This window comes from Micromonospora sp. IBHARD003 (assembly GCF_056106285.1).
Window position 1 is genome coordinate 2,919,388 of record NZ_JBWBBX010000001.1, and the last position, 26,154, is coordinate 2,945,541.

The 26,154-nt window shown below is 70.8% G+C and carries 21 protein-coding genes, 1 tRNA gene and 1 pseudogene; 7 read left to right on the plus strand and 16 right to left on the minus strand.

Annotation, left to right across the window (positions count from 1 at the left end; genetic code table 11):
- Window positions 1-63 precede the first annotated feature (63 nt).
- Together ACTWOL_RS13030 and ACTWOL_RS13035 are read left to right on the plus strand one after the other, a co-directional pair.
- Window positions 64-1,284, plus strand: coding sequence for an FHA domain-containing protein (locus ACTWOL_RS13030; RefSeq protein ID WP_474296828.1), 1,221 nt, complete (start codon window positions 64-66; stop codon window positions 1,282-1,284).
- A 396-nt stretch (window positions 1,285-1,680) separates the two neighbouring features.
- Window positions 1,681-2,085 carry a globin gene (locus ACTWOL_RS13035; protein ID WP_474296829.1) on the plus strand — a complete coding sequence of 135 codons (405 nt, stop codon included), beginning with the start codon at window positions 1,681-1,683 and terminating at the stop codon, window positions 2,083-2,085.
- Window positions 2,086-2,120: 35 nt separating this feature from the next.
- Here the strand turns inward: ACTWOL_RS13035 and ACTWOL_RS13040 are convergent, their stop codons facing one another.
- The 13 genes and pseudogenes from ACTWOL_RS13040 to ACTWOL_RS13100 all read right to left on the minus strand — a co-directional run bounded on the left by ACTWOL_RS13040 (window position 2,121) and on the right by ACTWOL_RS13100 (window position 16,203).
- The gene (locus ACTWOL_RS13040; protein WP_474296830.1) at window positions 2,121-3,125 is read right to left on the minus strand and encodes an aromatic ring-hydroxylating oxygenase subunit alpha; all 1,005 of its coding nucleotides are present in this window, start codon (window positions 3,123-3,125) and stop codon (window positions 2,121-2,123) included.
- 110 nt (window positions 3,126-3,235) lie between these two features.
- Window positions 3,236-4,378: an N-methyl-L-tryptophan oxidase gene (gene solA, locus ACTWOL_RS13045; protein ID WP_474296831.1), complete on the minus strand. Its 1,143-nt coding sequence runs from the start codon at window positions 4,376-4,378 to the stop codon at window positions 3,236-3,238.
- Between the two features lie 10 nt (window positions 4,379-4,388).
- Window positions 4,389-5,627, minus strand: coding sequence for an aminomethyl transferase family protein (locus tag ACTWOL_RS13050; protein ID WP_474301153.1), 1,239 nt, complete (start codon window positions 5,625-5,627; stop codon window positions 4,389-4,391).
- Between the two features lie 37 nt (window positions 5,628-5,664).
- Window positions 5,665-5,859, minus strand: a pseudogene (locus ACTWOL_RS13055) (hypothetical protein); the annotation flags it as partial.
- Complete coding sequence (locus tag ACTWOL_RS13060; protein ID WP_474296832.1) at window positions 5,796-6,641, minus strand: IclR family transcriptional regulator; 846 nt, start codon at window positions 6,639-6,641, stop codon at window positions 5,796-5,798. The gene ACTWOL_RS13060 and the pseudogene ACTWOL_RS13055, both read right to left, overlap by 64 nt.
- 81 nt (window positions 6,642-6,722) lie before the next feature.
- Window positions 6,723-7,427, minus strand: coding sequence for a DUF8010 domain-containing protein (locus tag ACTWOL_RS13065; RefSeq protein WP_474296833.1), 705 nt, complete (start codon window positions 7,425-7,427; stop codon window positions 6,723-6,725).
- Window positions 7,424-7,855, minus strand: a complete 432-nt coding sequence (locus ACTWOL_RS13070) for an acyl-CoA thioesterase (RefSeq protein WP_474296834.1) — start codon at window positions 7,853-7,855, stop codon at window positions 7,424-7,426. The genes ACTWOL_RS13065 and ACTWOL_RS13070 overlap by 4 nt, the downstream gene beginning before the upstream one ends.
- 12 nt (window positions 7,856-7,867) lie before the next feature.
- The gene (gene ettA / locus ACTWOL_RS13075; protein ID WP_474296835.1) at window positions 7,868-9,532 is read right to left on the minus strand and encodes an energy-dependent translational throttle protein EttA; all 1,665 of its coding nucleotides are present in this window, start codon (window positions 9,530-9,532) and stop codon (window positions 7,868-7,870) included.
- Window positions 9,533-9,717: 185 nt separating this feature from the next.
- Complete coding sequence (locus tag ACTWOL_RS13080) at window positions 9,718-9,942, minus strand: hypothetical protein (protein WP_474296836.1); 225 nt, start codon at window positions 9,940-9,942, stop codon at window positions 9,718-9,720.
- A gap of 141 nt (window positions 9,943-10,083) precedes the next feature.
- On the minus strand, window positions 10,084-11,484 hold the full coding sequence (locus ACTWOL_RS13085) for a Cys-Gln thioester bond-forming surface protein (protein WP_474296837.1): 1,401 nt from the start codon (window positions 11,482-11,484) through the stop codon (window positions 10,084-10,086).
- A 223-nt stretch (window positions 11,485-11,707) separates the two neighbouring features.
- Entirely contained in the window at window positions 11,708-12,460 is a 753-nt protein-coding gene (locus tag ACTWOL_RS13090) for a single-stranded DNA-binding protein (RefSeq protein WP_474296838.1), read from the minus strand.
- A gap of 182 nt (window positions 12,461-12,642) precedes the next feature.
- Window positions 12,643-14,598, minus strand: a complete 1,956-nt coding sequence (locus tag ACTWOL_RS13095) for a YfjP family GTPase (protein WP_474296839.1) — start codon at window positions 14,596-14,598, stop codon at window positions 12,643-12,645.
- A 6-nt stretch (window positions 14,599-14,604) separates the two neighbouring features.
- Window positions 14,605-16,203 (minus strand): dynamin family protein, encoded by a 1,599-nt coding sequence (locus ACTWOL_RS13100; RefSeq protein ID WP_474301154.1) that lies wholly within the window; start codon window positions 16,201-16,203, stop codon window positions 14,605-14,607.
- A gap of 314 nt (window positions 16,204-16,517) precedes the next feature.
- On the opposite strand from ACTWOL_RS13100, the gene ACTWOL_RS13105 reads away from it, so the two are divergent.
- Both ACTWOL_RS13105 and ACTWOL_RS13110 read left to right on the plus strand, forming a co-directional pair.
- Window positions 16,518-16,590: transfer RNA gene (locus ACTWOL_RS13105), tRNA-Arg, on the plus strand.
- 853 nt (window positions 16,591-17,443) lie between these two features.
- Entirely contained in the window at window positions 17,444-17,674 is a 231-nt protein-coding gene (locus ACTWOL_RS13110) for a response regulator transcription factor (RefSeq protein ID WP_474296840.1), read from the plus strand.
- A 233-nt stretch (window positions 17,675-17,907) separates the two neighbouring features.
- Here ACTWOL_RS13110 and ACTWOL_RS13115 read toward each other — a convergent pair whose 3' ends face one another.
- Window positions 17,908-19,173: a hypothetical protein gene (locus tag ACTWOL_RS13115; RefSeq protein ID WP_474296841.1), complete on the minus strand. Its 1,266-nt coding sequence runs from the start codon at window positions 19,171-19,173 to the stop codon at window positions 17,908-17,910.
- Window positions 19,174-20,046: 873 nt separating this feature from the next.
- On the opposite strand from ACTWOL_RS13115, the gene ACTWOL_RS13120 reads away from it, so the two are divergent.
- Both ACTWOL_RS13120 and ACTWOL_RS13125 read left to right on the plus strand, forming a co-directional pair.
- A complete protein-coding gene (locus ACTWOL_RS13120; protein WP_474296842.1) occupies window positions 20,047-21,579 on the plus strand; it encodes a tyrosine-protein kinase domain-containing protein in 1,533 nt (510 codons plus the stop codon).
- Window positions 21,580-21,800: 221 nt separating this feature from the next.
- Window positions 21,801-22,412, plus strand: coding sequence for an arsenate reductase/protein-tyrosine-phosphatase family protein (locus ACTWOL_RS13125; protein WP_474296843.1), 612 nt, complete (start codon window positions 21,801-21,803; stop codon window positions 22,410-22,412).
- Window positions 22,413-22,484: 72 nt separating this feature from the next.
- Here ACTWOL_RS13125 and ACTWOL_RS13130 read toward each other — a convergent pair whose 3' ends face one another.
- Window positions 22,485-23,291: a WecB/TagA/CpsF family glycosyltransferase gene (locus ACTWOL_RS13130; RefSeq protein WP_474296844.1), complete on the minus strand. Its 807-nt coding sequence runs from the start codon at window positions 23,289-23,291 to the stop codon at window positions 22,485-22,487.
- A gap of 29 nt (window positions 23,292-23,320) precedes the next feature.
- Window positions 23,321-24,478, minus strand: a complete 1,158-nt coding sequence (locus ACTWOL_RS13135) for a glycosyltransferase family 4 protein (RefSeq protein ID WP_474296845.1) — start codon at window positions 24,476-24,478, stop codon at window positions 23,321-23,323.
- Window positions 24,479-24,755: 277 nt separating this feature from the next.
- On the opposite strand from ACTWOL_RS13135, the gene ACTWOL_RS13140 reads away from it, so the two are divergent.
- Entirely contained in the window at window positions 24,756-26,144 is a 1,389-nt protein-coding gene (locus ACTWOL_RS13140; protein WP_474296846.1) for an O-antigen ligase family protein, read from the plus strand.
- Window positions 26,145-26,154: the final 10 nt, after the last annotated feature.

Below are 26,154 nucleotides of genomic sequence, written 5' to 3' on the forward strand. Positions count from 1 at the left end.
TCCGCGACGCACGAGCGTGTCAGGCCCGTCCGGGCCCGACGGAGGAGAGGGGGAAGCACCGACATGCCGACCTGCCCTAACGGACACCAGTCGGGTTCCGACGACTGGTGCGAGGTCTGCGGCCATCGCATGGCCGGGGCGGGGGTTCCGGGCGCGGTGCCGCCGCCTCCCCCGCCGCCGCCTCCCGCACCGGGGTACGGCTACCCCGGCCCCGACGCCACCGCCCAGGCGGAGCTCTGCCCGCAGTGCCGCACGCCGCGCGAGCCGATGGCGCCGTTCTGCGAGGAGTGCCGCTGGAACTTCCTCACGAACACGGCGACGTCCTACACGCCGCTGGCCCCGCCCGGACGCCCCGCTCCCGGCGGCCCCGGAACCGGCCCCGGAGTGAACCTTCCGCCGGGCTTCCAGACCCAGGCGCCGTCGCACCCCGCCGACCCTTACGAGTACCAGGGCTCGCGGCCTTCGCAGATGAACCGGCCCGCCGAGCCGCTGACGGGCGACCCGTCGGGCCCCGGGGGCAGGCCGCCGGGGCCGCCGGCCCCTCCCGGATTCCCGCAGTCCGGGCCGCCCGCTCCCCCCGGTTTCCCCCAGCCCGGGCCCCCCGGGGTGCCGGGAGCCTTCCATCAGTCCGGCCCGCCCGCTCCCCCGCAGGCCTTCCAGCAGCCGAATCCGCAGGGACCACCGGTCCAGCCCGGGTTCCCGCAGGCCGTGCCCGCGCCGCCGACGCACCAGCAGCACGGCGGCGAGGACGACTGGATGCTGCCGCCGCCGTCCCAGGCGCAGCCGCACCAGGGCCAGCCGCACCCGGGGCCGCCGCCGCAGTACCAAGCACCGGAGTACCAGGCACCGGAGTACCAGGCACCGGAGTACCAGGCACCGGCGGGCTGGACCGCGGTCATCGCACCGGACCGTGACTACTTCCGGGCGATGATGCAGCGCAGCGGACCGGAGGCCGCGGGGCTGAACCTCCCCGCGTACTCCCCGGAGCAGCAGCTTCCGCTCTCCGGCGGCCAGGTCACCATCGGCCGCCGCCGGCACTCCACCGGCGAGTCGCCCGACATCGACCTCGCCGTGCCGCCGGAGGACCCGGGCGTCTCGCACCAGCACGCGATCCTGGTCCAGCAGCCCGACGGCGGCTGGGCCGTGGTCGACCAGAACTCCACCAACGGCACCACGGTGAACGGCGGCGAGGACCCGATCCAGCCGTACGTCCCCGTGCCCCTGCAGGACGGCGACCGGGTGCACGTCGGCGCCTGGACGACGATCACTTTGCGTCGCGGCTGACACGGGGCCCTCCGGGTGGGGGCCCGGGGGTGGGTGCCGGGGCCTTGGCGGCGCCCGGGGTGTCCGTCCTCAAGCGGCGCCCGGGGTGTTGTGTGGGCTTGCCCCCTGGCGTGGGCGTGGCCGGTGTGTCCGTCCTCAAGCGCCGGACGGGCTTGGGGTGCGGGCGTGCCCGGGGCGTGTGCTGGACGTTGGGGGCCGTGCCCGGAGGGGCCCCACCCCACCCCAATGCACCGGCCGCACACACTCAGCCCGTCCGGCGTTTGAGGACGGACACACCGGGCGCCAACCCGGCACCGGCCAAGCCCAACAACCGCACCGGCCGCGCCCACGCCAGGGAGCAGCCCCAGATCCCACCGGACCCGGACCGCTTCCGGACGCGTCTGAGACCATGGCAGGGTGAACGAGATTCCGCGGGGCACACTTCAGGAGCAGACCTTCTACGAGCAGGTCGGCGGCGAGGAGACCTTCCGGCGCCTGGTGCGGCGCTTCTACCAGGGCGTCGCCGAGGACCCGCTGCTGCGCCCGATGTACCCCGAGGAGGACCTGGGCCCCGCCGAGGAGCGGCTCGTGCTCTTCCTGATGCAGTACTGGGGCGGCCCCCGCACTTACAGCGACCACCGCGGCCACCCCCGGCTGCGCATGCGCCACGCCCCGTTCACCGTCGACAAGGCCGCCCACGACGCCTGGCTGAAGCACATGCGGACGGCGGTCGACGAGCTCGGGCTCTCGCAGGAACACGAGCGGCAGCTGTGGAACTACCTCACCTACGCGGCCGCCTCCATGGTCAACACCGCGGGCTGAGTGCCCGCGGCACCGCGACCCGGCGTCGTCCGTGCTCAGTACATCTGGAGCCGGTCCGTCACCCACTGGTGGAAGGCGGCTATGTGGTGCTCGCTCGGGACGAGGACTCCCCCTGAGCGGTAGGCGCGCGAGTTCATGGCCGGCTGGGTGAGCTCGCAGGCCTCGAAGTCCTGGACGTTGACCCGGTGGAACAGCTCGACGGACCGGGACACGTCCGCGCCCGACGCCACGACCTCGGGCGCGTAGAGCCAGTCGCACTCGACTCGGGTCCGTGCGGGGCCCTGCGGAAACATCCGGTGGACGATCACATGGTCGGGCACCAGATTGAGGAAGACCTGCGGTTTGACGGTGACGGCGTAGTAGCGGCGGTCCTGGGCGTCGCTGATGCCTGGAAGCCGGCCGAAGCCCTCGCCGCCGTCGACCGTGAACCCCTGCACCCGGGGGGCGAACTCGGCGCCGTGCCCCACGTAGTACTGGGCGGCGTAGCCACGAGCGAACTCGGGCAGCACCTCGGTGAGTTCGGGGTGGATCGTCGCGCAGTGGTAGCACTCCATGAAGTTCTCGACGATCAGCTTCCAGTTGGCGGCCACGTCATAGGTGATCCGGCGCCCGAGGGCGAGTTCCTCCGTGCGGTAGCGGTCAATCGCCGCGGCCCCGCCGAGACGTTCGACGGCCGCCGCGACCACGGTGTCCTCGAAGGACGGCGGCTCGTCGGCGAGGCACACCCACGCATAGCCGAGCCACTCGCGCAGGGCCACGCCCCGCAGCCCGTAGGCGTCGCGGTCGATGTCCTTCATACGCGCCAGGTTGGGCGCGGCCACCAGACGCCCGTCGAGGTCGTAGGTCCAGGCGTGGTAGGCGCAGCGCAGGGTGCGGCGGACCTCACCGGCCGGCTCGGCGCACAGCCGCGCGCCGCGGTGCCGGCAGACGTTGAGGAAGGCCCGCAGCTCACCGCCCCCGTTCCGGGTGATCAGCACGCTCTCGGTGCCGATCCCGACGGTGCGGTACGCGCCGGGCGCGGGCAGTTCGGTGCAGCGCACGGCGCAGAACCACAGCGCCTCGAAGATCCGCTCCTGCTCGAGGCGGAAGGTCCCGGGGTCGGTCTACGCCCGTCCGGGGAGCGTCGCGATGAGACTGGACGTCACGGCGGTCACAGCGGCCTCCCCGGGGCGAACAGATCGATCGGATGCGCGGTCGTGCCGGTCAGCGCCAGGTCGGCGAGGATCTCACCGACCACGGTGACGAACTTGAAGCCGTGCCCGGAGAAGCCGCAGGCGACCGTCACGGTCTCCGGATGCCGCGGATGGCGGGCGATCACGAAGTGCTCGTCCGGGGTGGTGGAGTACATGCACGTGGCGGCCTTGAGGAAGGTTCCGGGGAGGGTGGGCAGCCGCGGTGCCACCTGCGCGGCCATGTCCCGGATCTCGTGGTCGTGGACGGTGGGGTCGATCGTCTCGGGGGTGCAGGCCGTGCCCTTGCCGAAGAAGGCGACCTTGGCGCCGCCCTGGGGCCCGTCGATGGCCGGGAAACCGTAGATCTGGACGCCCTCGGCGTCCTCCCAGACATAGATGGGGTGCCGGTCGGGGGTGTACGGGCCGGTGCCCCCCGTGGGCTGGAACCAGTACATGATCTGCCGCTCGATGGTGATCGGTACCCCGAGGCCGGTGAGCAGCTCGGGCGCCCACGCACCTGGGCAGAGCACGAGCTGTCCTGCCGTGTAGACGTGCTGAGCGGTGTGCACCCGCACGCCGCGGGCGTCCGCCTCCCAGCGGGTGACGGGCTCGTCGAAGCGCAGCTCGGCGCCGTCGCGGGCGGCGAGCAGGAGATGGGCGTCGACGGTGTTCTCGGGGCGGACCAGCCCGGCCCTCGCCTCGTACAGCGCCACCTCGTCGTCGCGCGGCGTGAACGTCGGGAAGCGCCGGTGCAGTTCCTTCGCGTCGAGCATCTCGTGCGGAAGGCCCCACTGCTCGGCGGAGCGCAGCGCTCCCGCGACGGCCTGGCACTCGGGCCGGCCGACCATCACACCGCCGCACAGGGTGACGATGTCCCGGCCCGCATCCCGTTCGAGGCGGTCGTAGAGCTCGTAGGCACGCAGCAGCAGCGGCACATAGGCGGGGTCCTCGAAATAGGACTGCCGGGTGATCCGCGAACCGCCGTGGCTGGAGCCCTTTTCGTGGACCGGGCCGAACTTCTCCAGGCCGACGACCCGGGCGCCGCGCGCCGCGAGATGGTGCGCGGCGGCGCTGCCCATGCCGCCGAGCCCGAGAACGATCACGTCACTGGTCGGTGCCATCTGCCGCTCCTCAGCGCCGGATCCGGTCACTCTGCGGGTCGACCAGGGGGGCGACGGCCGTGGTCGCGGCGATCTTCTCACCGAAGTACGCGACATGCCCGCCGGTACCGGCGGGCAACGCGGACGGGAGCCACGCATAGGCGATGCAACGGCCGATGGTGTAGCCGTAGCCGGCGCTGGTGACGTAGCCGCGGACCTCTCCGTCGACGTACACCGGCTCCGAGCCGAGGACGACGGCGGCCGGGTCGTCCAGGGTGAGGCAGGTGAGCCGTCTGCGCATCCGGGCCCCGGGCACGGTGCCCGCGGAGCCGGTGCCGCCGCGCGGGGCATCACCGTCGAAGAGGGCGTCCCGTCCGGTGAAGTCCCCCTTCTCGGGGCGTACGGCGAAGCCGAGCCCGGCCTCGTACGGCGTGTCCTCGGCGGTCATGTCCCGGCCCCAGGCCCGGTAGCCCTTCTCCAGGCGCAGGGAGTCGAAGGCGCTGCGCCCGGCGGCGATCGCCCCGAGCCCGCGGCCCGCGTCCCAGAGGGTGTCCCACAGCCGCAGCCCGAGATCCGCGCCGGTGTACAGCTCCCAGCCGAGCTCGCCGACGTAGCTGACGCGCAGGGCCGTCACGGGCACATGGCCGATGTGCGTCCGTCTCGCCCTGAAGTACCCGAAGGCGGAGTGCGAGAAGTCGTCGCGGGTGAGGGGCTGGACCAGTTCGCGGGCGAGGGGTCCCCACACCCCGATGCAGCAGGTGCCCGAGGTGATGTCACGGACCTCGACGCCGCCGGGCGCGTGCCGGCGCAGCCACTCCGTGTCGGCGGGCGAGTTGGCGCCGATCTGGAAGTGGTCGGGGCCGAGGCGGGCGACCGTGAGGTCGGATCGTATGCCGCCGTCGTCGTCGAGGAGCAGGGTGTAGGTGACCGCACCGGGCTTGCGCGCAAGCTGGTTGGTGGTCATCCGCTGGAGGAAGGCGAGCGAGCCGGGGCCGGTGACCTCGATCCGGCGCAGCGGAGTCATGTCGTACAGCGCCACCCGCTCGCGCGTCGCCTTGGCTTCGGCGGCCGCGATGGGCGACCAGTGGCGCGCGGACCACGCGTCGCGGGCCGGCAGGTCGAGCTCTTCGGCCAGTGGGGCGTTGGCCTCGTACCAGTGCGGGCGCTCCCAGCCACCGCCTTCCAGGAAGTGGGCGCCGAGTGCGCACTGGCGGACGTGGAAGGGGCTGGTGCGCAGTGGGCGCGGCTGCTCCGGGGGGCTGCAGCGGATGCACGATGTCGTACACCTCGACGAAGCTCCGGGCGCTGCGCTCGGCCATGTACCCCGGTGTCAGCTGGGGCCCTTCGAACCGGGTGGGCTCGCGTGCGTGCAGGTCGAGGGGCGGGCGGCCGTCGGTGAGCCAGTCGGCGACGGCTTCGGCCACTCCGGCGGAGTGGGTCACCCAGACCGCTTCGGCCAGCCAGAAGCCGCCCAGACCGGGTGCCTCGCCGAGCAGCGGCATCCCGTCGGGGGTGAAGGAGAAGATCCCGTTGAAGCCATGGGCGACGGTGCTCTCGCCGAGCGCGGGCAGCAGATCGCCTGCGTCCCGCCAGCTGGGCGCGAAGTCGTCTTCGGTGAAGGGCAGTTCGGAACCGGCGGCCGTACACGGGTCGACGGGCATGGGCCGGTGGGCGTACGAGCCGATGCCGATGCGGTCCCCATGCGTGCGGAAGTACAGATCGCGGTCCTGGTGACGCAGGATCGGAAGCTCCGCCGCCCTGTTCGCGAGGTGACGGTGTGCCCAGTGAAGCGTTCGAGGGGGCCGGTGAGCAGCTCGTCGCTGAGCGCGGCCGGGCCGTGGGCGAGCAGTACCTTGCCACTGGACGTGGCGTGCAGCGGTGTGCGCCGGCCGAGCCAGTTGTCGGCGGTCACCGACGCCTGGCCGCGTGCCTGGGCGATATTGACGGCGGCGGAACCGTCGAGCACCGCGATGTTGGCCGTCTCGCCGACCGCGTCGGCCAGTTCACGGCACAGCGGCGCGCCCTCCTGGGAGATGTCGAGCCGCACGGCGGCGGCGCCGGCCAGCCGCAGTACGCCGGCACCCAGGGAGTACTTCCCGCGGTCCCGGGACTGGGCGACCAGCCCCCGGTTCTCCAGCACACCAAGCAGCCGGAACGCGGTCGACCGGTGCACTCCGAGCTCGTCGGCGATCTCGGTGACCCCGGCCTCGCCGTGACGGGCGAGGCTCTCGAGCACGCTCACGGCACGGTCCACCGACTGTACGGAACTCGCCTTGTCCGTCATCGCCACCAGCCCCCTGACGCAGGTGTTGCGTATCGCGCACCGCTGTGGCGCTGACGGCTCACCTGCCCGGGCGCGGGCGCCTTATGCGGAATGGCGCGTGGTGGGTGTGACGGTGAGTCCGCCGAGCCCGGCGGTCCGCACGGCGATCGAACCGAACGGTGTGCGCAGCCGCAGCCAGCCGCCCGCGGCGAGCAGGGCCGCCCCAGCGGTCACGCCCGGCGGAGTCGGGCGCAGAAAACCCAGCGACTGTGCGGCGTGCACCGCCCGCAGGGGCAGCTCGGTGCCGCCCAGGGTGCGCGACCAGATCTCGCGGCCGATCCGGTCGCGTTCGCCGCGGGTACGCCGTTCCGTGGGCAACGCCTCGTCACGGGCCCGGAATTCGGCGACGGCGGCGGCGACGGCGCCCCGCATCTCGGGGACGCCGGGCAGACCCGGAAGCTCCCGCCAGCCCCCGCGGGGCGGCAGCATCCCCGCCCACGGCGGTCCGGTCACCGCCGCAGGAACGGCCAGCGCGGCGTCCTCAACGGACTCGAGCAATTCGCCGGCGGAGACGGTGACGTCGAGCGCGGCGGCCGTGCCGGAAGCGTCCCGCTCCGCCAGCCGGGCCGTGCGGATCGCCAGCACCTCGAACGACGGCGGTCGTCCGAACACGGCGAGCGCCCCGCCGCCCGCCTGAAGCCGCACCGCGGCGGCCCGGTCGTAGTGGATGAGCCGGCCGAGGAAGGCGACGAGGTCCGCCGCCTCCCTCGCGTCGGCGAGCTGCAGGGTCCGCACGGGCGCTGTCATGCCGCGACCGCGTCCTCCGCGCCGTCGTCCAGATAGTCCAGGAGGAAGGACTTCTCTTCGGCGGAGATCCGGCGCGGACGTCCCGCCGCCAGGTCGTAAGGCACGACGATGGTCGAGGCCCGGACGTACACCTGGTCCGGGTCCTTGACCTCGTAGGCGATCGTCAGCGACGCCGCACCGATCTTCGTCACCCACGACTCCACGGTCACCGGCGCGTGCCGGTGGACCAGGGGACGTACGTAGTCGATCTCATGACGGGCCACCACGGACCCTCCGGAGAACGACGGCGAACCGTCCCCCGGCGCCAGCCGGAACATGAAGTCGATGCGGGCCTCCTCCAGATAGCGGAGGAAGACCACATTGTTGACGTGCCCGAAGGCGTCCATGTCCGACCAGCGCAGGGGGCAGTGGTAGATGTGCCGAGTCACTGACTTCCTGCCTCAGCCCCGGGTGAGCTTCTTGTAGGTGGCGCGGTGCGGACGGGCCGCGTCCGCACCGAGCCGCTCGATCTTGTTCTTCTCGTACGACTCGAAGTTGCCCTCGAACCAGAACCACTTGGAGTCGCCCTCGTAGGCGAGGATGTGCGTCGCGACCCGGTCCAGGAACCAGCGGTCGTGGGAGACGACCACGGCGCAGCCCGGGAAGTCGAGCAGCGCGTTCTCCAGCGAGGACAGCGTCTCCACGTCGAGGTCGTTGGTCGGCTCGTCGAGGAGCAGCAGGTTGCCGCCCTGCTTCAGGGTGAGCGCCAGGTTGAGGCGGTTGCGCTCACCGCCGGAGAGCACGCCGGCCGGCTTCTGCTGGTCCGGTCCCTTGAAGCCGAACGCGGAGACATACGCGCGCGAGGGCATCTCGACCTGGCCGACGTTGATGTAGTCCAGCTCGTCGGAGACGACGGCCCACAGCGTCTTCTTCGGGTCGATGTTCTCGCGGCTCTGGTCGACGTACGAGATCTTGACGGTCTCACCGACCTTGATCTTGCCGGAGTCGGGCTCCTCCAGACCCTGGAGCATCTTGAACAGCGTGGTCTTGCCGGCGCCGTTCGGACCGATGATGCCGACGATGCCGTTGCGGGGCAGGGTGAAGGAGAGGTCGTCGATGAGGACCTTTTCACCGAAGGCCTTGTTGAGGTTCTCGACCTCGACGACGACGCTGCCCAGACGCGGGCCCGGCGGGATCTGGATCTCCTCGAAGTCCAGCTTCCGCATCTTGTCGGCCTCGGCGGCCATTTCCTCGTAGCGGGCCAGACGGGCCTTGGACTTGGCCTGGCGTCCCTTGGCGTTGGAGCGAACCCACTCCAGCTCTTCCCTGAGCCGCTTCTGGCGCTTGGCGTCCTTCTGACCCTCGACCTTCAGACGGGTGGCCTTGTTCTCCAGGTACGTGGAGTAGTTGCCCTCGTACGGGTGGGCGCGGCCGCGGTCGAGCTCCAGGATCCACTGGGCGACATTGTCGAGGAAGTACCGGTCGTGGGTGACGGCGACGACGGTGCCGGGGTACTTGGCGAGGTGCTGCTCCAGCCACTGCACCGACTCGGCGTCGAGGTGGTTGGTGGGCTCGTCGAGGAGCAGCAGGTCGGGGGCCTCGAGGAGCAGCTTGCAGAGCGCGACACGGCGGCGCTCACCACCGGAGAGGTTGGTGACCGGCCAGTCGCCGGGCGGGCAGCCCAGCGCGTCCATGGCCTGCTCCAGCTGCGTGTCCAGGTCCCACGCGTTGGCGTGGTCGAGGTCCTCCTGGAGCTTGCCCATCTCCTCCATCAGCGCGTCGGAGTAGTCGGTCGCCATGAGCTCGGCGACCTCGTTGAAGCGGTGGAGCTTCCCCATGATCTCGGCTGCGCCGTCCTGGACGTTCTGCAGGACGGTCTTGGACTCGTCGAGCGGCGGCTCCTGGAGCAGCATGCCGACGGTGTACCCGGGCGAGAGGAAGGCGTCACCGTTCGACGGCTGCTCCAGACCGGCCATGATCTTCAGCACGGTGGACTTACCGGCACCGTTGGGGCCGACCACACCGATCTTCGCACCGGGCAGGAAGCTCAGCGTGACATCGTCAAGGATCACCTTGTCGCCGTGCGCCTTGCGCGTCTTGCGCATGGTGTAGATGTACTCAGCCAAGAGAAACCGTCCGGCAAGTGTGAGTGGGCAGATACACCCCATCTTGCCTGACCGCCACCCCGCGAAGGAAACCAGTGCGGTCGACGGCCTCTGACCTGCCCCCTTGACGGTCGCCCCGGAGTTGATCCGTCACCGACGGTCGCGGCCGGTCGTCGTCCGCAGTAAGGGACGTCCACGGGCGGGCGTCAGGGCATGAGCTCCAGCGGGCTGTAACGGTGCGGCAGCCCGCCCACCCATTCGGTCCAGGTCGGATCGTCGATCAGCTCCTCCGCGTCCGGCAGGCCCGCGCGGCGGAGGAACTCCAGCAGATCGCCGTCAGAGCGGGCGAGTCCCATGATCTGGTTGCGCACCGTGATGCGCCGGCCACCGGATGGGGAGATCCGGTGCACGACGATCGGCGCACGACTCATGCATCCAGGCTGCGTCAGTCAGCCGTTTCCCGCAGCACACCCGTCGGCGGCGGTGAGACGGTGCAGCCCGGGCTGCGACGATGCGGCGGGCGCGGTCACGTGCCTTCGTCCGTGGAACGGACCGCGCCCTCCCGCATCACCTCAGTCCTCGCCGGCCGGCGCCTTCTTCCCCCGTACCAGGACGATCGCGACGCCGCCCATCAGCACGAGGGCGATAGCCACGCCCGCGATCGTCGGAGTGGCGCTCGAGGAGCCCGTGGCGGCGAGGTTCTCGCCACCGCCCGTTCCGCCCATCAAGGCCGGGCCGGGCTGCGAGGAGGGACGGCCGGGGAGCGTTTGCACACTGCCGGTGGTCTTGCAGTCCAGCACGCCCTTGAAGTTCTTCGAGAACCCGCCGGGCCCGGTGATCGTGAAGTCGTACGGCTGGTCCTCCGGCACCGGGACGGTCACGGTGCGGGACTCACCGGCGGCGATCGAGTGCCTGAGACCCAGGAGCTCGAAGGTGAACTCCTCGTCGCCCTTGTTGGTGGCCGTGATGTCGATGCCGCCCTTGGCGCAGTTCTTCCTCGCCGACAGCGCCGGGATGGGCCCGTGCTTGGCCCATGTGGCCGTTGCGATGGCGGAGACCGTGGAGCGGCTGGACCCGGCGAGGATCTGCGTCTGGCTCTTGGTCACTCCGGCGAAAGCCCGGCCGACCGGGACCGAGGTGGTCGCCTGCACGGAGAGCGAGGCCGAACCGTCCGCGGCTCCGGAGGGTATGTCGAAGTACAGCTCACTGCCGTTGACCGCGGCGGTGACGGGCCTCCCGTCCTTGCCGGTCACCTTGATGCCGTTGGCGGCCGCGTCGGCGGGCGGGGTCACCGTGACACGGTCCGCGTCCGTCCGGACCGTGATCGGCCCGAGCCTTCCGCCGGCCTTTCCCGAGACCGCGTTCGGCTGCAGGCTGAGCGAGGCACGGGGCTCCGCGGTGTCCTTCGCCTTCTTCTCCAGCCAGTCGGCCAGCTTCTCGGCGGCGGGGTCGACCGCCTCGACGTCAACGTTGTCCGAGTACCGCCAGATGGCGACCTGGGTGCCCGCCGCGGCGGTCCGTTCGGTGAGGGTTCCGGTGCCGGCCTGCTCGGCGAGCGCCGTGAGGTCGTCGACCTGGGGGTAGGAGTGCAGCAGGATCCACCTGATCTTGCCGGCGTTCCGGTTGGCGCCGAGGGACGTCTGGTCCCAGGAGGTCTCCTGGTACTTCGCCTGCTGCTGGGTGGGATTGTGGATGTCGATGCAGTACGTCTTGAAGGTGCCGCCGCCGTCGACGGTCATCTCGAAGAGCCCGGCGGGCAGTTCCTGGTCACGGCCCGCGTCGTGCAGCACGGCGCGGTGGAAGGTGTCCAGGCCGTCGAGGGTGGCCGAGGCGCCACCGGTGTGCTGCGGGGCGTCGTCGGCGACCGCCGGTCCCGCGGTGAGTATCGAGCCGGCTGCGAACAGCCCCGACACAAGGGCTGCCGCGGCCAGCCGGGCGGCTCCCCGCCCACGTACCGAGAACGCAGAAAACACAGAATTCCCCTCCGGGCGAGGCACTGCGCGTGGAACGTGTGGGGGGAGTGCCTCGCCTGCAGACTCAAGTGCCCCGTGAGTACTGGGGAATCCTAGGGACGCGCCGCGCCCCGATGCCCCGTCATACCGCGAGATAACCATTCCGAATCGGAATCGTTATCGCCGCCTCCGCTTCCCCCGACCGGCGATCGACCGGCGATCCACCGTGCTTCACACCGGCAGGTCAGAACATCGCGGCCGCGGCCGCATCCCCTGCGACGACCGCCAACGCCCCGTCCTGCGGCCTCGCCGCGGTGCCGTCGTCGGGTCCTGGCGCAGGTCCGCACCAGGGGTCGGGAGCGGCCCTGCCTCCGTCCCCGGCACCTGGGAACCCGGAAGCCGGACTCCTCGCCGGCGCCCGGCCCGGCCGCTCTCCCACAACTCCCTCGACCTGCACCACCGCGGTGCGCCCGTCAGTCCCGTGGCCGCCGTGGGCGTGAGCACCGTGCCCCTGGAATCCGGCGCCGTCGGTCTGCCCGTCACCTCGCCCGTCCTGCCCCTGACCGGTCATCACGTGAGCGCCCGCAACCGGGGCGTCTGCGGTGACGTCGTCCGGACGGTCCATCAGCCAGCCGTCGGCCTTCGCCGCCCGGCGGAAGGCGGACGTGCCGCGCGACATGTCGTGACCGACCGCCACGGCGTCGACCGCGACGGACGTCCGCCGCTGTCCATCCCGGTCTTCCTCCCGGATCCTCAACCGCCCGTGCACCACCAGCGGTTCGCCGACGGACACCGAGGCCGCCAGATTCTGCCCGAGCGTCCGCCAGGCCCATACCGTGTAGAAACTCGTGGGGCCGTCAGCCCAGAGCTCACGCTGGCGGTCCCAGCGGCGTGAGGTCACCGCGAACCGGAACCGGGCGTATCCCCCGCTCGTCGATTCCCGGTACTCGACGGCCGTCGCCACATTGCCGACCAGAGTCACCGTCGTCTCGTTCATGCCCCATCGCCTCCATCTGCTGCTGAGATCCGCGGTCTCGCGGGGCCTGCCGCTCGCCGCCGCTCTGACCGGTCCCATGCTGGATCAGCGCGCGCATTCCCGCTGAAGCCTGTGGAAACAGCCCGGAATGGGGAAAACCCCGCCACCCGTACGGGTGGCGGGGTCACCGGGATCCCCAGGTGTCAGCGTCTGGACACGGTCACGTACTGGTCCCGTACCTCCCGGTATCGCAGCAGCTCAGCCGCGATCGGGTCCAGCACCCTGGCCCTTCCGCAGGCGGCCGCTGCCTCCTTGAGCCGCCGTTCCGCGTCCTGTCCGTATCTTCGTGCGGGTCCCTTCGCCGCACTCGCGCATGCCCATTCCACCAGCGGCCCGCCGATGATGCCCGCGAGCATCAGCAGCACCGGGGGGACCAGCAGCGGCTCCGTGACCCCGGCGATCTGGCCCACCAGCCACAACCCGCCGCAGACCTGCAGCAGTGTCATCATGGCCTGCCCCATCACCGCGACAGGCCACCACGTGGGCCGGGGCGGCCGAGTGGGCGTGCCCAGCGTGACCGCCAGCTCGTCGAGGGCTTCCGGCAGCCCCTCGGCCCCACGCACCGCCGCCTCGCGCACGGCCTGCGCCCAGGGCACCGGCAGCCCGTGGGCCGCCTCGTCCGCGACGAGCCGTACGGCCTGCTCCACGCGCTGACGTGCGGTCAATTCCTCTTCCACCGGCTCCGGAAGCTTCGGAAGCCCTCCCCCGGGCGTCCTTCTGCGTTCGAACCAGCGCCACAGCCGCAGCCACGGAGTGCCGCAGGCCCGCCCGGCGCTTCTGCGCCACTGGCGTTCGGCCTCCTCGCCGACCGCCGTGGCACCGACCGCGACCGCGAGACGGGCGGCGAAGTCGTCGCGGGCCCGTTCGCTGAGGCCGGCATGACCGTCGGCGACGTACACGGGACGCAACCGCTTCGCGGCGGCGTCGACATCGGCGGCGATACGCCGGGCCGCGGCCGTGCGTTCCTGGACGAAACGGCCGAGCAGCTCACGAAGATCGGCGACGCCCTCGCCCGTGAGAGCCGAAAGCGCCAGCACCGTGGCGCCGGGGTCGCCGTGTTCGCCGACTGCCATACCGTCCTCGTCGAGGAGTCGCCGCAGGTCGTCCAGCACCTGGTCGGCGGCATCGCCGGGCAGCCGGTCGACCTGGTTGAGGACGACGAAGGAGACCTCGGCATGTCCGGCGAGCGGTCGCAGATACCGCTCGTGCAAGGCGGCGTCGGCGTACTTCTCCGGGTCGACGACCCAGATGACCGCGTCGACGAGCGCCAGCACCCGGTCCACTTGCTCCCGGTGCACGGTCAGCGCCGAGTCGTGGTCGGGCAGGTCCACGAGGACCAGGCCCTGCAGTGCCTCGTCGCCCGATCCGCCCGCCAACGGCCTGCGGCGCAGCCGCCCCGGGATGGCGAGCCGGTCGAGGAGTTCCCCGGCGCCCTCGGACCAGCTCAGGGCGATGGGGGCGGATGTGGTGGGACGGCGCAGCCCGGTCTCCGAAATGCGCACCCCCGCCAGGGCGTTGAACAGTGTCGACTTGCCGCTGCCAGTCGCACCCGCGATGGCGACGACGGTGTGCTGCGAGGACAGGCGCTGCCGCGCCGCCGCTTCGTCGAGTACGCGCCCCGCGTCCTCCAGGACCTGTGCCTCCACCCGGGTGCGGGAGAGTCCCACGAGCTCGCGGAGGGCTTCGAGGCGGGTGCGCAGCGGGGCGGCGTAGAGGCCTGTGGCGGACGCGTGGGACTGCCCGGAGGGCTTCTCGTCCGGGAGCGGGTCCGCGGCGCGCCTGGCGATCAGTCCGTCGTCCCAGTGGGCGTCGTCCGCCGCGGGCCGGCCGTCGTGTGGCAGGTCGTCCCGCGCGGCCTCGCCCTCGACGGCACTCACACCCCCGTCGGCGCCGTTGCCGCCGTTGCCTCCGTCGGCGTCTTCATGCGCGCCTGCCGCTCTCTCGTGGTTCCGGCCGTGCCCGTCCGCCGTGCGTTCCGACGCGGTGACGGGCTCGTCGGCGCCCCCGTCCCCGGGCTGCGCGCTCTGGCCCGCTTCCGCCCCCTCTCCCTGTGGACCGGTCCCCGAGCGGCCCTCGGTCTCCCCAGTGACAGCGGTCATCGGCGGTCACCTCTCCTTCTGCAGTACGGACAGCGCGGCGATCAGATCGGCCTGCGCTTCAGGGGACACTTCGAGGGCGTCAAGCGGGGCGAGACGCCTGTCGCGCTCCTCCCTCATGACGCTTTCGACACACGTCGTCACCAGCTCGCCGCCCTTGTCCCGAAGCCGCAGAGCGCCCTGGGCGCCGAGGCGTTCGGCGAGCAGTTCGCCCGCCGCCCGGGCGCGCCGGCCGCCGAGCAGCGCTGCGGCGAGCAGGGCCGCGACGGTGTCGGCGTCGGGTGCGGCAGCACGCTCCATGCCCTGTACGGCCTCTTCGGAGGTCTCCTCCAGCACCCTCCGCCAGCGCCGCACGGCCATGCCGATGCGCTCGGAACACTCCCGGTCCGCCCCGGCGGAGCCGCCGCCCACCGCACCCGAGGCGGGCTCACGCCGCCATGCCTCCTGGAGTTGTTCGTCGGCGGCCGCCACGGCGCAGTGAAGCAGCGCTGCAAGGCTCTCGGCGATGGCGTCGAGCACCTCCGTGGCCGAGCTGTCGCGCGGATAACCACGCCACCGCGTACGGGCGTCGCCCGACAGCACGGCTCCACGGCCCAGCGACTTGCGCACCCGCTCCGTCTCGCGGCCGTACGCCTCCTCGACGGCCCCGGACAGACGTACGGCGGCTGCGTACTGCGCGGCGACCGCCCCCGCGATCTCGGGCATCCGGGACCTGAGCGACGCGATGACGCCGGCCGCCGTCCGTACGACGGTCTCTCTGCGCGCGAGGGGATCCAGGACCCGGTGCGCCAGCCAGTCCCGGAGCGCGACGACCGCGGACTCGGGGAGCAGCCCGCTGCCGCGGCCCGTGGATTCCGGCAGCTCGGGGATGGTGAACCGCGGTACGTCCCCGAGCCCCGCCTTCGTCAGAAGCGCGGCGTACTGCCGCGAGACCTCGGTGACCATCTGGTGCGGCACACGGTCGAGCACCGTGATGAGTGTGGCGTTGTACTGCTTGGCCGTACGCAGCAGATGCCAGGGCACGGCATCCGCGTACCGGGATGCGGTGGTGACCATGACCCAGATGTCCGCGGCGCAGATCAACTCGGCGGCCAGCATCCGGTTCTCGATGACGAGCGAGTCCATGTCGGGCGCGTCGAGCACAGCGAGGCCGGGGGGCAGAGATGTAGCGGTCTCGAGCCGCAGCGAGCCTTCCTCCGCCGGTCCGCGCTCCCCGACCGCGGTGTCGGCTTCCTGCTGCGGCAGCCACACCCGGGTGAGGTACGGCAGCACTCGCAGCCCCGCGAACCAGTGGTGATCGTCCGGGTGGCACACGAGCACGGGCGTCCGCGTCGTGGGGCGCAGCACCCCGGCCTCGCTCACGCGGCGCCCCACAAGGGAGTTGACCAGTGTGGACTTACCCGCACCCGTGGATCCGCCGACGACCGCGAGCAGGGGCGCATCGGGGTGCTTGAGCCGGGGCATCAGGTAGTCGTCAAGCTGAGCGAGCAGCTCGTCTCTGGTCTGCCGGGCGCGCGGCGCGCCGGGAAGGGGGAGCGGGAGACGCACGGCGGCGACACGGTCGCGCAGGGCGGATAGTGCGTCGAGCAACTGAGGCCGTACTTCCATGGTCACCACATGCGAAGAATGCCCAATTTTGGAGTCGTTTTGAAGCGTATGGCTATTCCTGCGCGCCGATCAGACGGACGGGAAGGACGAGACAACTGGGGCGCAGGCATAACGAGTGCACAACACCCGAGCCCTGGGGCGAAAAAACCGCTGCGAGAATCGCACCTGCCTGCGATTATCGTTCCGCTTCACCGAACCTCCACATCGTGCCACGCAGGTGAAGCAACCGGGTCAAGGCGAACGGAGCCCTATCCTTGTCCCGGCGAGGTCACGGCCGCCCCATCAGGGGCTCCAGGCCGCCGAGGCCACATTCGGCCCCCGTAGCTCAGCGGATAGAGCAGGCGCCTTCTAAGCGCTTGGCCGCAGGTTCGAGTCCTGCCGGGGGCGCACAGCACACAAGGCCGACAGGCCCTCCTCACGGGAGGGCCTTTTTGCTGCGCATGGAGCCTAGCGGGGCGGGCGTAGCGGGGGCGTAAGCCTCGCGACCTGATGCGACGATCAGCCGGTACACCGGCGTGAGCGAGGAACGTGGCCCCGCCGGAAGTGACAGCACATCACCTTGCAGAGCAGCAGCGGCATTCCGGGCGGACCGGAGCTTCGCCAGGGAGCCGGTTCGCACACCGCACCCGCCCCGGCGCCCGACACCCGGCGCCCGACAGTCAAGATCGACACCTGTTACCGGGCGGCCGCAGCGCACTACACACCCCTGAAGAGCTCGTCGAGCACGGAGGAATCCGTCGACACGCCACCCTTCGACCCCGGTGAGTAACGAAGCGCCTACGCGCCGATATAGCCGGCGATGAGCCGCGCCCGGTACGGCCACAGACACAGAGCGCAGAGCACAGAGCACAGAGCACAGACGGTAGCCGAGGGCGAGACTCGCCCGACCGATGGTGAGCGCATGAGGCAGCCGACCGCTGCACCCTCCCGGAAATTCGTAGCTCACCGACCCGGAGCGCCTCCCCCGCCGACACTCGGGCCCCCTTACTTCAAGGGGAAATAGTTGAAAGTGACGACTTCAAACCGCCCCCTGGGGCGAGAACGCACGGCCACCCCTCTCGCGCCAGACGCCGACCAGCGGCCCCTGTGACACGCCCGTGACAATCGGCGGACATCACCATGAAGTCTCCCCTGCAGTGTTTTCCAAAGAGGGCAAATCGAACTATTAAGACATTTGCCTCCCTGCTTCCGAGGGTGTGAGCAGTGATGACCGACTCGATCCGTCGTCGGAGGAAATCCCATGAGCCTCACACTCACCGCACTGCCCGTCGAAGCCCCCACCCCTGCGCTGGCTCCGCGCGAGCGGGAAACGCTCCGGCATATCGCCGCCGGGCGAACCTACCTGCAGACGGCCCGCCACATGGGACTCTCCAAGCACACCGTTGACGCCTATCTGCGCCGCATCCGGGCCAAGCTCAACATCAACAGCACGGCCGAACTCACCCGCCTGGCCATCTCGTTGGGGCTTTGAGCCCCAACCATCGAGCACGGTCGAGCGAGCGTACCTCGATACAGCCGATGGCCTCGTGCACCGGAAGGTCCACCTCGTCGGACATGAAACGTCCATGGAACTGACGGAGTTGAGATCCATTCGAGCCCGGTGGCGGAGACCCTGTCGAGGGGCTCCGCCACCGGGCTTCTCGGCACCGCCGCCCCCATGAGGGGGTCTGCCGCTGTCGGGTGACAGGCGGCCGGCGACCGCGGTCAGATTCTGTTGCCGTTACGGCGACGCCTGGCGATCACCAGTGCTCCGCCGCCGAGGACCAGCAGACCGCCAGCCGCCGTCAGCAGCGCGAGAGAGGCGTCAGAGGCTCCGGAGCGCGCAAGCTCCGTGCCCTCGTCCTTCTGGCCCGTGGTCCCCTTGTCACCCTTGTCGTGGTCGCCCTTGTCGCTCTTGTCACCCTTATCGTAATCCCCCTTGTCGCCCTTGCCGTGGTCGTCCTTGTCACCCTTGTCGTAGTCGCCCTTGTCGTAGTCACCCTTGTCGTTCTTGTCGCCCTTGCCGTGGTCGTCCTTGTCGCCGTGCTCGGACCGACCGTGGTCATCGCCACCGCCGTGCTCGGACCGGCCATGGTCACCATCACCGCCTCCGGGACGACCGTGGTCGCCATCCCCGTCTCCGGGACGACCGTGGTCGCCATCCCCGTCTCCGGGACGACCGGGATCGTTGTTGCCGTCACCGAGGACGGTGATACGAGCGGACAGGGTCCCTCCAGACCCACTGCGGACGAGCTGGAAGTCGTACTGCCCGGGGCGGACACGCTGGGGAATGACGACGTTGTCCGTCACCGTGCCGTTGGTGTCGGCGACGTGGACATCGAGCTGAACGATGGGCCGGGCACCGCCGGCGGTCCCGTCACCGTCTCCGTCTCCGTCTCCGTCTCCGTCACCGGTCCCGTCTCCTCGGCCCTCCCGGTCTTCGCTCCCGGTGCCGTCGACGTTCCCGTCCGCGGTGCCGTTGGTGTTCCCGTCCCCGTATCCGTCTCCGGCTCCGTCGGCGTTCCCCTCCCCGGCCCCATCAGCCGACCCGTCGCGATATCCGTCGACGTTCCCGTCCCTGCTTCCGTTCCCGTTCCCGTCCCCATCCCTGTTCCCGTTGCCGTTCCCGCGCGTCGCGTCGCGGCCGGCACCACCGTCGTCGTAGTCGCTCCACGAGGGCGAGGAACTGGGCTTGGGGAAGAACGGCACCCCTCGCAGTGAGGCGGCGGACGCGGTGGCCCCGGGGGCTCCCGCAGTGCCGGCCGCACCTCCCACGGGGAAGAGCCTGGAGGAGATCTGCTCGCTGGCCAGAAGACCGGTTCCGACGAAGTTGATCACGTCACCGGGGCCCACGGAGTTGTCGTCGATCTGCAGGTTGAGGGCTGGAGGGTACTGCGCTGCCGCGGGCTCGGCGACGATCAGCGGAGTGGCGGCGATGAGGCTAGCGGCGGTGGCGACCATGGCCACACGCCATCCAGTGCGTCTGGGCATCGTGTTCGTGGCTCCTTCGGAGTGCGCTCGATGAGCGGTGGTCCTGGTGGGTGTCGGAGTGGGGCGAGGCAGGCGCCCGGTGCCGGAGAGGCGGTGGGCGGTGTGGTGTCAGGCCATGGCCCCGTGGCCGCCTATGCAGTCGAATCGCGCCGATGCCCTGTATGCGCTCGCGGTCGTCCCTGTCGCGGCGGCCGACGGCTGTGATGCGCGGCGGCACCTCGCGCCGGGCCACTGCCTCCCTCGGCGTACCGAGCAGGACGGTGTCTCCGCACTCGAGGAGTGCACCGCGGCGCAGAAGAAACGATTCGCCATGCGCCTGGCCTCTACCAACATCGCGCTGATCACTCCTTGTCTCATCCGCACTGCGGCCCGTTCCCCGGCCACCGCCACCCCGGCAGTGCGGGCGGCGTCCGGCCAGGACTCGCCAGGCAGCAAAGATCGCCCGAAGTCGAGCAACGTGATCAATAGACGTGAGGGCCGCAAGCCAAACAGGCGCGCCATGGCACTCCGCAGGACGGCGGAGCAGCTGCACCCGTGTGGCCCTCGTGGACTCGTCGCCCGGGCCCGAGTGTGATGAGGGATCAGCCTGTGAGAGGTGAGGACACGGCGGTGTGATGAGGGATCAGACCGAGCCGCACCGTTGCCCTTCGCCGATCCCGACCCGGCTCACCCCCTCCCAGGCATGCTCCCCGTCGGAGCCGGCACAGCCTGCCCGCGAGCAGGTACGCCGAGCCCGCTCACGCGCGCTGCCGCAGGCCGGTGGAGCCATGCGGACGGCATGACGTGCACGATCGCCCATTGCGGGAGAAATGCCGCACACGTGACTAACCTGGTCGAGCCCGGATCCGAACCCACCAATGAGGTGCACCGCTTGTGGAACCCCGCAGCATCCTGAGAGCGCTGGTCCGCAGCTGGCCCGCTGTCGTCGTATGCATCCTGGTCGGCGGATTCGCCGGCTGGGGTGCCACCGCTCTGGCCTCTCCGGTCTACGAGGCCCGCACCCAGCTCTTCGTGTCAGCCCAGCCGGGCGGGGACGACATCGACCAGCTTCAGCAGGGCAACGCCTTCTCACAGGCGAGGGTCCAGTCGTACGCCGCCATCGTGACCAGCCGTCAGGTGACGCAGCACGTCATCGACTCTCTGGAGCTGCGCACCACACCGGAGCAGCTGGCGGAGCACATCACAGCCGAGGCTCCTCTCAACACGGTGCTGGTCAACGTCACGGTGAGCGACACCGACCCCCACCTGGCCGCGAGGATCGCCAATGCCGTGGCACAGCGTTTCAGCACCGTCGTGGAGCGGCTCGAGACGCCGAAGGGGCGCCGGTCCGAGGGCAGGTCGCCGGTGAACCTCGGGGTGACGGAGACCGCCGCGGCCCCCACGGAGCCGGTGAGTCCGCGTCCTCTCCTCAACCTCGCCATGGGCATCGTGGCCGGAGTGCTCGTGGGAGCGGCGGTCGCCGTGCTGCGCGAGACGCTGGACACCAGTATCAAGACGACCGACGCACTGGCTGAACTCACCACCCTGCCCGTGCTCGGCGCGATCCCGTTCGACAAGAAGTCGGCGAGCCAGCCGCCCGCCACCGGCTGCCTGGGGCATTCCCCGCGCGCCGAGGCGTTCCGCCATCTGCGGACGAACCTGAAGTTCACCCAGATCGGCTCGCGCCCGAGCGTCGTCATCGTGACGAGTGCTCTTCCGGGAGAGGGGAAGACCAGCACGGCGGTCGGCCTGGCCCTCTCGCTCGCCGATTCCGGCACTTCCACCTGCCTGGTCGACGCCGATCTGCGCCGTCCCCGAGTCGCCGCGTGCTTCGGACTGATCCAGGACGCCGGCTTGACGAGTGTGCTCATCAACCAGGCGGAAATCGACGACGTGACCCAGCAGGCGGGCCGGCTCTCCGTCCTCACCAGCGGACCGATCCCGCCCAACCCCGCCGAGTTGCTGGCATCCGGTCGCATGAGCGAGATCCTCGACGAGCTCTCCGGCCGCTACGAGGCCGTGATCGTGGACACCGCACCTCTGCTTCCGGTCGCGGACACCGTCGGCCTGGCTCCGCACGCCCAGGGAGCGATCCTCGTCGCGCAGGCAGGGAAGACCCCGCGCAACTGGACGGCGGCCGCCGCGGACTCGCTGCGCACGGTCGGGGCGCGCACTCTGGGGGCCGTGCTCAGCATGGCACCGGTGGCGAAGCGGACAGGCCGCGGCTACCTGTCCCAGCACGCCTACGGTTACGGCTACGGCGATCCTTCGGCCGCCGAACAGCCCGTGACGCCCCCGCGGCCACGAGTGAGCCCGCATCACCAGGCGGCGAAGATCCGCGAGCGCCGGGCCTCGACGAAGTCCACGGCGAAGGCCACGGCGAAGGCGAAGACAACGGCTGCGGCAACGGCGCGCAGCAAGGCCTGACCTCGGACATCGGACGCACCGCGTAACACGGGTGGGACAGGGGCCGGCCGGCCCGCGCACCGCCCGCGACCCGAACAGCGGCAGGCCGGGGCCCGGCCCCCCGGCCGGCCCGCACCCCGTCGTCGCAGCCCGGACCCCTGCACGGCAATCGGAGACCCGAGCGGGCTCCAGGGCCCGTCGGGGCCCGGGCTGCGCACAGGCATCGAGGAGACGACGTACCAATGACCATGTGCGACACGGATCGTCCGGCTGCCCGGCACGGTCTGCGCGACCTTCGGGTGCTCTTCGTCTGCACGGGGAACGTGCACCGCTCGCCCCTGGCCGAAAGGCTGCTCGCCGTCGGCCTTCCGCAGGCCCGGGTGTCCAGCGCCGGCACCCGGGCCGGGAGGGGCGTGGGCATGGATCCCTCGACGCGTTCCGCACTCGAGGAACTGGGCGGCGACGGTGCCGACTTCGCCTCCGCCCCGCTCACCGAGGAGCTGATCGCCGAGGCGGATCTGGTGCTCGGTCTCGAACGCACGCACCGTGACGCCGCCGTGCGCCTGTGTCCGTCGGCCCTGCGGCGGACCTTCACGCTCAGGGAGTTCGTACGGCTCGCGAGCCGTACGACGGCGGCGGACGCCACCACGCCCAAGGAGCTGATCGCCCTCGCCGCCGCCGCGCGCGGCACCCTCCAGCCCGTGCCACCGGCTGCGGACGAGATCCCCGACCCTTGGGGCAGCCCCTACGAGGTGCTGTTCGAGTGTGCTCTCGAGATCGACGCCGAGGTCACCGCGCTCGCCGCCCTGCTGACGTCCCGGCACACGGAAGGGGCCGATGCGCGGCACGGCTGACCCCGGGCCCGGCCGTGGACATCCCCGCCCGTGCGGCGGAGGTCCCGGCTTCCGGCCGTCCGTCCTCCCGCCTCAGGGCAGGGACCGCCTGCGTCCGATCCCGCGCACCCAGTACGCCAGCACCAGCAGCACGAACCGCGTGTTGCCCACGGCGTAGCGCATGAACATGCGCCGCGGTTCCTGGACCAGCCGGTGGCACCACTCCAGGCCCGCCCGGCGCATCCAGCCCGGTGCTCTGGTGCGCAGCCCGGCCACCACGTCGAAGGATCCGCCCACTCCCACCACCAACGGGCAGCCGAGCGCCTTCTGGTGGCGGGCGAGGAAGCGCTCCTTGCGCGGGCTCGGGACGGCGACGAACAGCACGTCGGGGCGTGCCGCACGCACGGCGGACACCACCTCCCGCTCCTGCGCGTCGTCCCAGTAGCCGTCGCGGCATCCGACCACCTGCACGCCCTGGGCCGCGGCGATGCGCGCCGTCTCCTCCACCACCGGGCGCTGCGCACCGAGCAGGTAGACCCGGTAGCCCTGGTGGGCGGCCTTGCGCCACAGCGCCAGTATGAAGTCGATTCCGGCCACCCGTTCGGGAAGCGGCCTGCCGAGGAGGCGGCCCGCCCAGACGACGGACTGCCCGTCGGCGTTGACGAGCGAGCACGACTTGATGATCCGGGCCAGCTCCGGATCGTCATGTGCCTGGACCATCTTCGCCGCGTTCAGCACCACGTGCTGGTGCGGGCCACCGTCCGCGATCAGTGCCTGCGCGGCAGCCACGGAACCCTCCAGCGTCAGCGGGTGCACCGGCAGCCCGCACACCGTCACCGGCCGCACCGGGCTCGCCGGAGCGGCGGGCGGTTCCTCCTGGGGCAGTCCGGGTGTACGCACATCCCCCTCCGTTCGTCGTGGAGTTCCACTCACAGGTCCGCGTCCTGCCAGAACCCCGCGAAGGACGCCTCGACCCGGTCGGGGGCGTAGAGGGGGCGCAGTTCCTTCCAGAGTTTCTGCTGCCGCCGGCGGACACCGTCGATGTCGGTCATACAGGTGCGGAGAAAGGCGGTGACCGAATCGACGTCGCTGCCGATGCGCTCCACACAGCCCCGGCTGAAGAGTTCGGCGCTGCCCGCGGACCAGGTCGCCGCCACGGCGCACCCCGCCTGCAGACCTTCGAGCAGGACGAAGGGCAGCCCCTCGGCCCAGCGGGCGGGAAGGACGAACACGTCGGTCCGGGTCCAGAACGAAAGGACGTCCGCCGGTTCGAGCACGCCGAGGTCCTCGTCCACGCATGTCATTCGGCTGGTGGGGACATCGCTGCGCCGTCCCGCGACGGTGAAGCTGACCGGAGCGCCCGTTCGTTTCAGCCGGGCGACCGAGTCGCAGAGGATGTCGAATCCCTTCTGGCTGTGCATCGTTCCGATCCAGCCGATACGAAGCGGCCGGCCGGCCCGGGACGGCGCCTGCGTCACCTCACGAGGTGCGCCGCCGGCGGGGGCGGGGTTTCGGACCACATGGACCGACGCGGCGCGGCATCCTGCGGCGTCGACCGCTGCGGCGACCGTCTCGCTCAGCACCAGCCAGTGGCTTCGTTCGAGCGTCTTCCTCAGCGCCCAACTCGACGCCAGGCGCGCCGGCAGCTGGGAACCGTGCAGATGAAGCACGGTGGAGCAGTTGAAGATCCTGGCGAGGACGACGATGAGGGAGTCACGCAGAAGTGGGAGTCCCCACTGGGAAATCGGCAGATAGACGGCTATCGGCGACTTGGTGGCGAGGATGCGCGCGCATCGCAGTACGGCCCCGACAGCGGCGGTCGCCTTCGCGGGCACGGCAGCGTCGATACGCATCGGGCCGGAGCGTTTCGCGGAGAGTGGCACCACATCCACGACGCGGCACGACGACTGCAGGACCGGTGTGAAGAAGTCGGCGGCCCGGCCCATTCCTCCGAGTCCCGTGCTGTGCCGGAAGGCGAGGACCGTCGGCCGTGACAACTGCGAGGGACGCCTCCTGCGCATGGCGAGCACTGCCCTTCTTCCCAGCTTCAGCACGATGCGGTAGGCGGCGACAGCCGACCTCGTCATGGCTGCGCGCCATGGTTCCCGCCTGTCCGCGTCCCCCGCGGGGTATCTGCGCCGCCTTGGCCCGCAGGTGGGCGACCCGGAGCGGAGTATGCGGCAGTCGTATGCCACATGACAGCACCCGCACACCACCGAGGCCAGCACGACACGTAGAAAAGGCACGATCGCGTTATTCACAAAATATGCGGGCGGGAATCGCAAGAGGACTCGCGGTGGTGCTCCGCCGGGGGTTTGCCCGGGACGTGGTAGGACAGTTCGGGTTGACCGAAGGAGGCGCCGCGTGGTCCCACTCGACGGGATTTCGACACTGCTCCTGCTCGTCGCTCTCACCGCGTGTGCCGGATTCCTTCTCCTTATGGCGACACGTCATCACAAGGCTGTATGGTATTTGTGGGCCGCCAGTCTGGTGCCGCTCTTCCTCTTCGGAAGAAGCTATGCGACGCTGGGGCTCGACCCCATCTATCTTCTGGATGCATTTACCTGGTTGGCGCTGCTCGCAACGGCTCCCGCGTGGCTTCATCGGACCTTCTCCGAACCACGTCTGAGCGGTTATCGCGCCGTGGCGATCCTGCTCTTCCTCGCCGCGACCCAGGCGGTGATCCGGGGAATTTTCCTCGAATACCCGGGTGCGGTGAAAGGAATCATTCTCGGGGTCTACCCCGTGCTCGGCTGGTTTGCCGTGACATGGCTGCTCACCCGGCCTGCCGAGGAAATCCTGCGCTGGCGCTGGATTCTCTACGTACCGTCGCTGGGCGTGTTCCTGGTGGCCGTGCTGGGCGGAACCATCACCCCCGCCGCGTCGGGCCTCTATCTGGCGATCGCCGGTGCCTTCGGCATGATCCTGCACAGGACGGGCAGCAGCCGGCTGCTCCTGTGGACCCTCGCCGGAGCCGCCGTGCTCACCGCGGTCGCCAGCAAGCGGGGACCTTTGCTGGCGGTACTGGCGGCCGTCGCCGCAACCGCCCTGGCCAGCAGGCGCAGCAGCCGTCGGACGAAGCAGTGGCCGGTCCTGACGCTGGCCTTCGCCACCGTGGGAGTGCTCACGGTGCTCGGCGCGTCGGTGGCCGGACAGAGCCCCTCCGCCCTGCCGGTCGTCGGCGGGCTTGCGGACCGCCTGGTGTCGAGTGCCAGCGACCCCGACGGCGAAGCCTCCAACAATGTCGAACTGCGCTTTCTGATGTGGCGCGAGGCCATGGCCGTCGCCGACGAGAACCCACTGCTCGGCGGCGGTGCGGGCCGGCCGATCGACGTGGTGTTCAACGGCGCGTTGCTGAACAAGGCCGAGTCAGGACCGCACAACTCCTTCGTCGGATACCTCTACTACCTGGGCTGGCCGGCCGGGATCGCATTCGCCTCACTGGTGATCGCCACCCTGTGGCGGACCTGGCGGGCACGCGAACACCTGGCCGGTGCCGCATGGTTCGGCGCGACCGTGGGCCTGTGTCTGACCTCCTTCACCAACGTCGCCTTCGAGACCACCTACATCGGCCTGCCCTCCTGGCTGCTCCTCGCCTGCGCCTTCGCCCTCGTCGGAGTCCCGCGCGCCGGGACGACGACCTTCCCGAACGGTGCTCGCCTCCCGTGCGGCAGGGACCGGCCGGCCCTTGCGGGCACGGACATTCGTCCACCGGTACACGGTCGTCGACCGGTACCCGTCAGCGGTAAGTGATCTGCTCAGG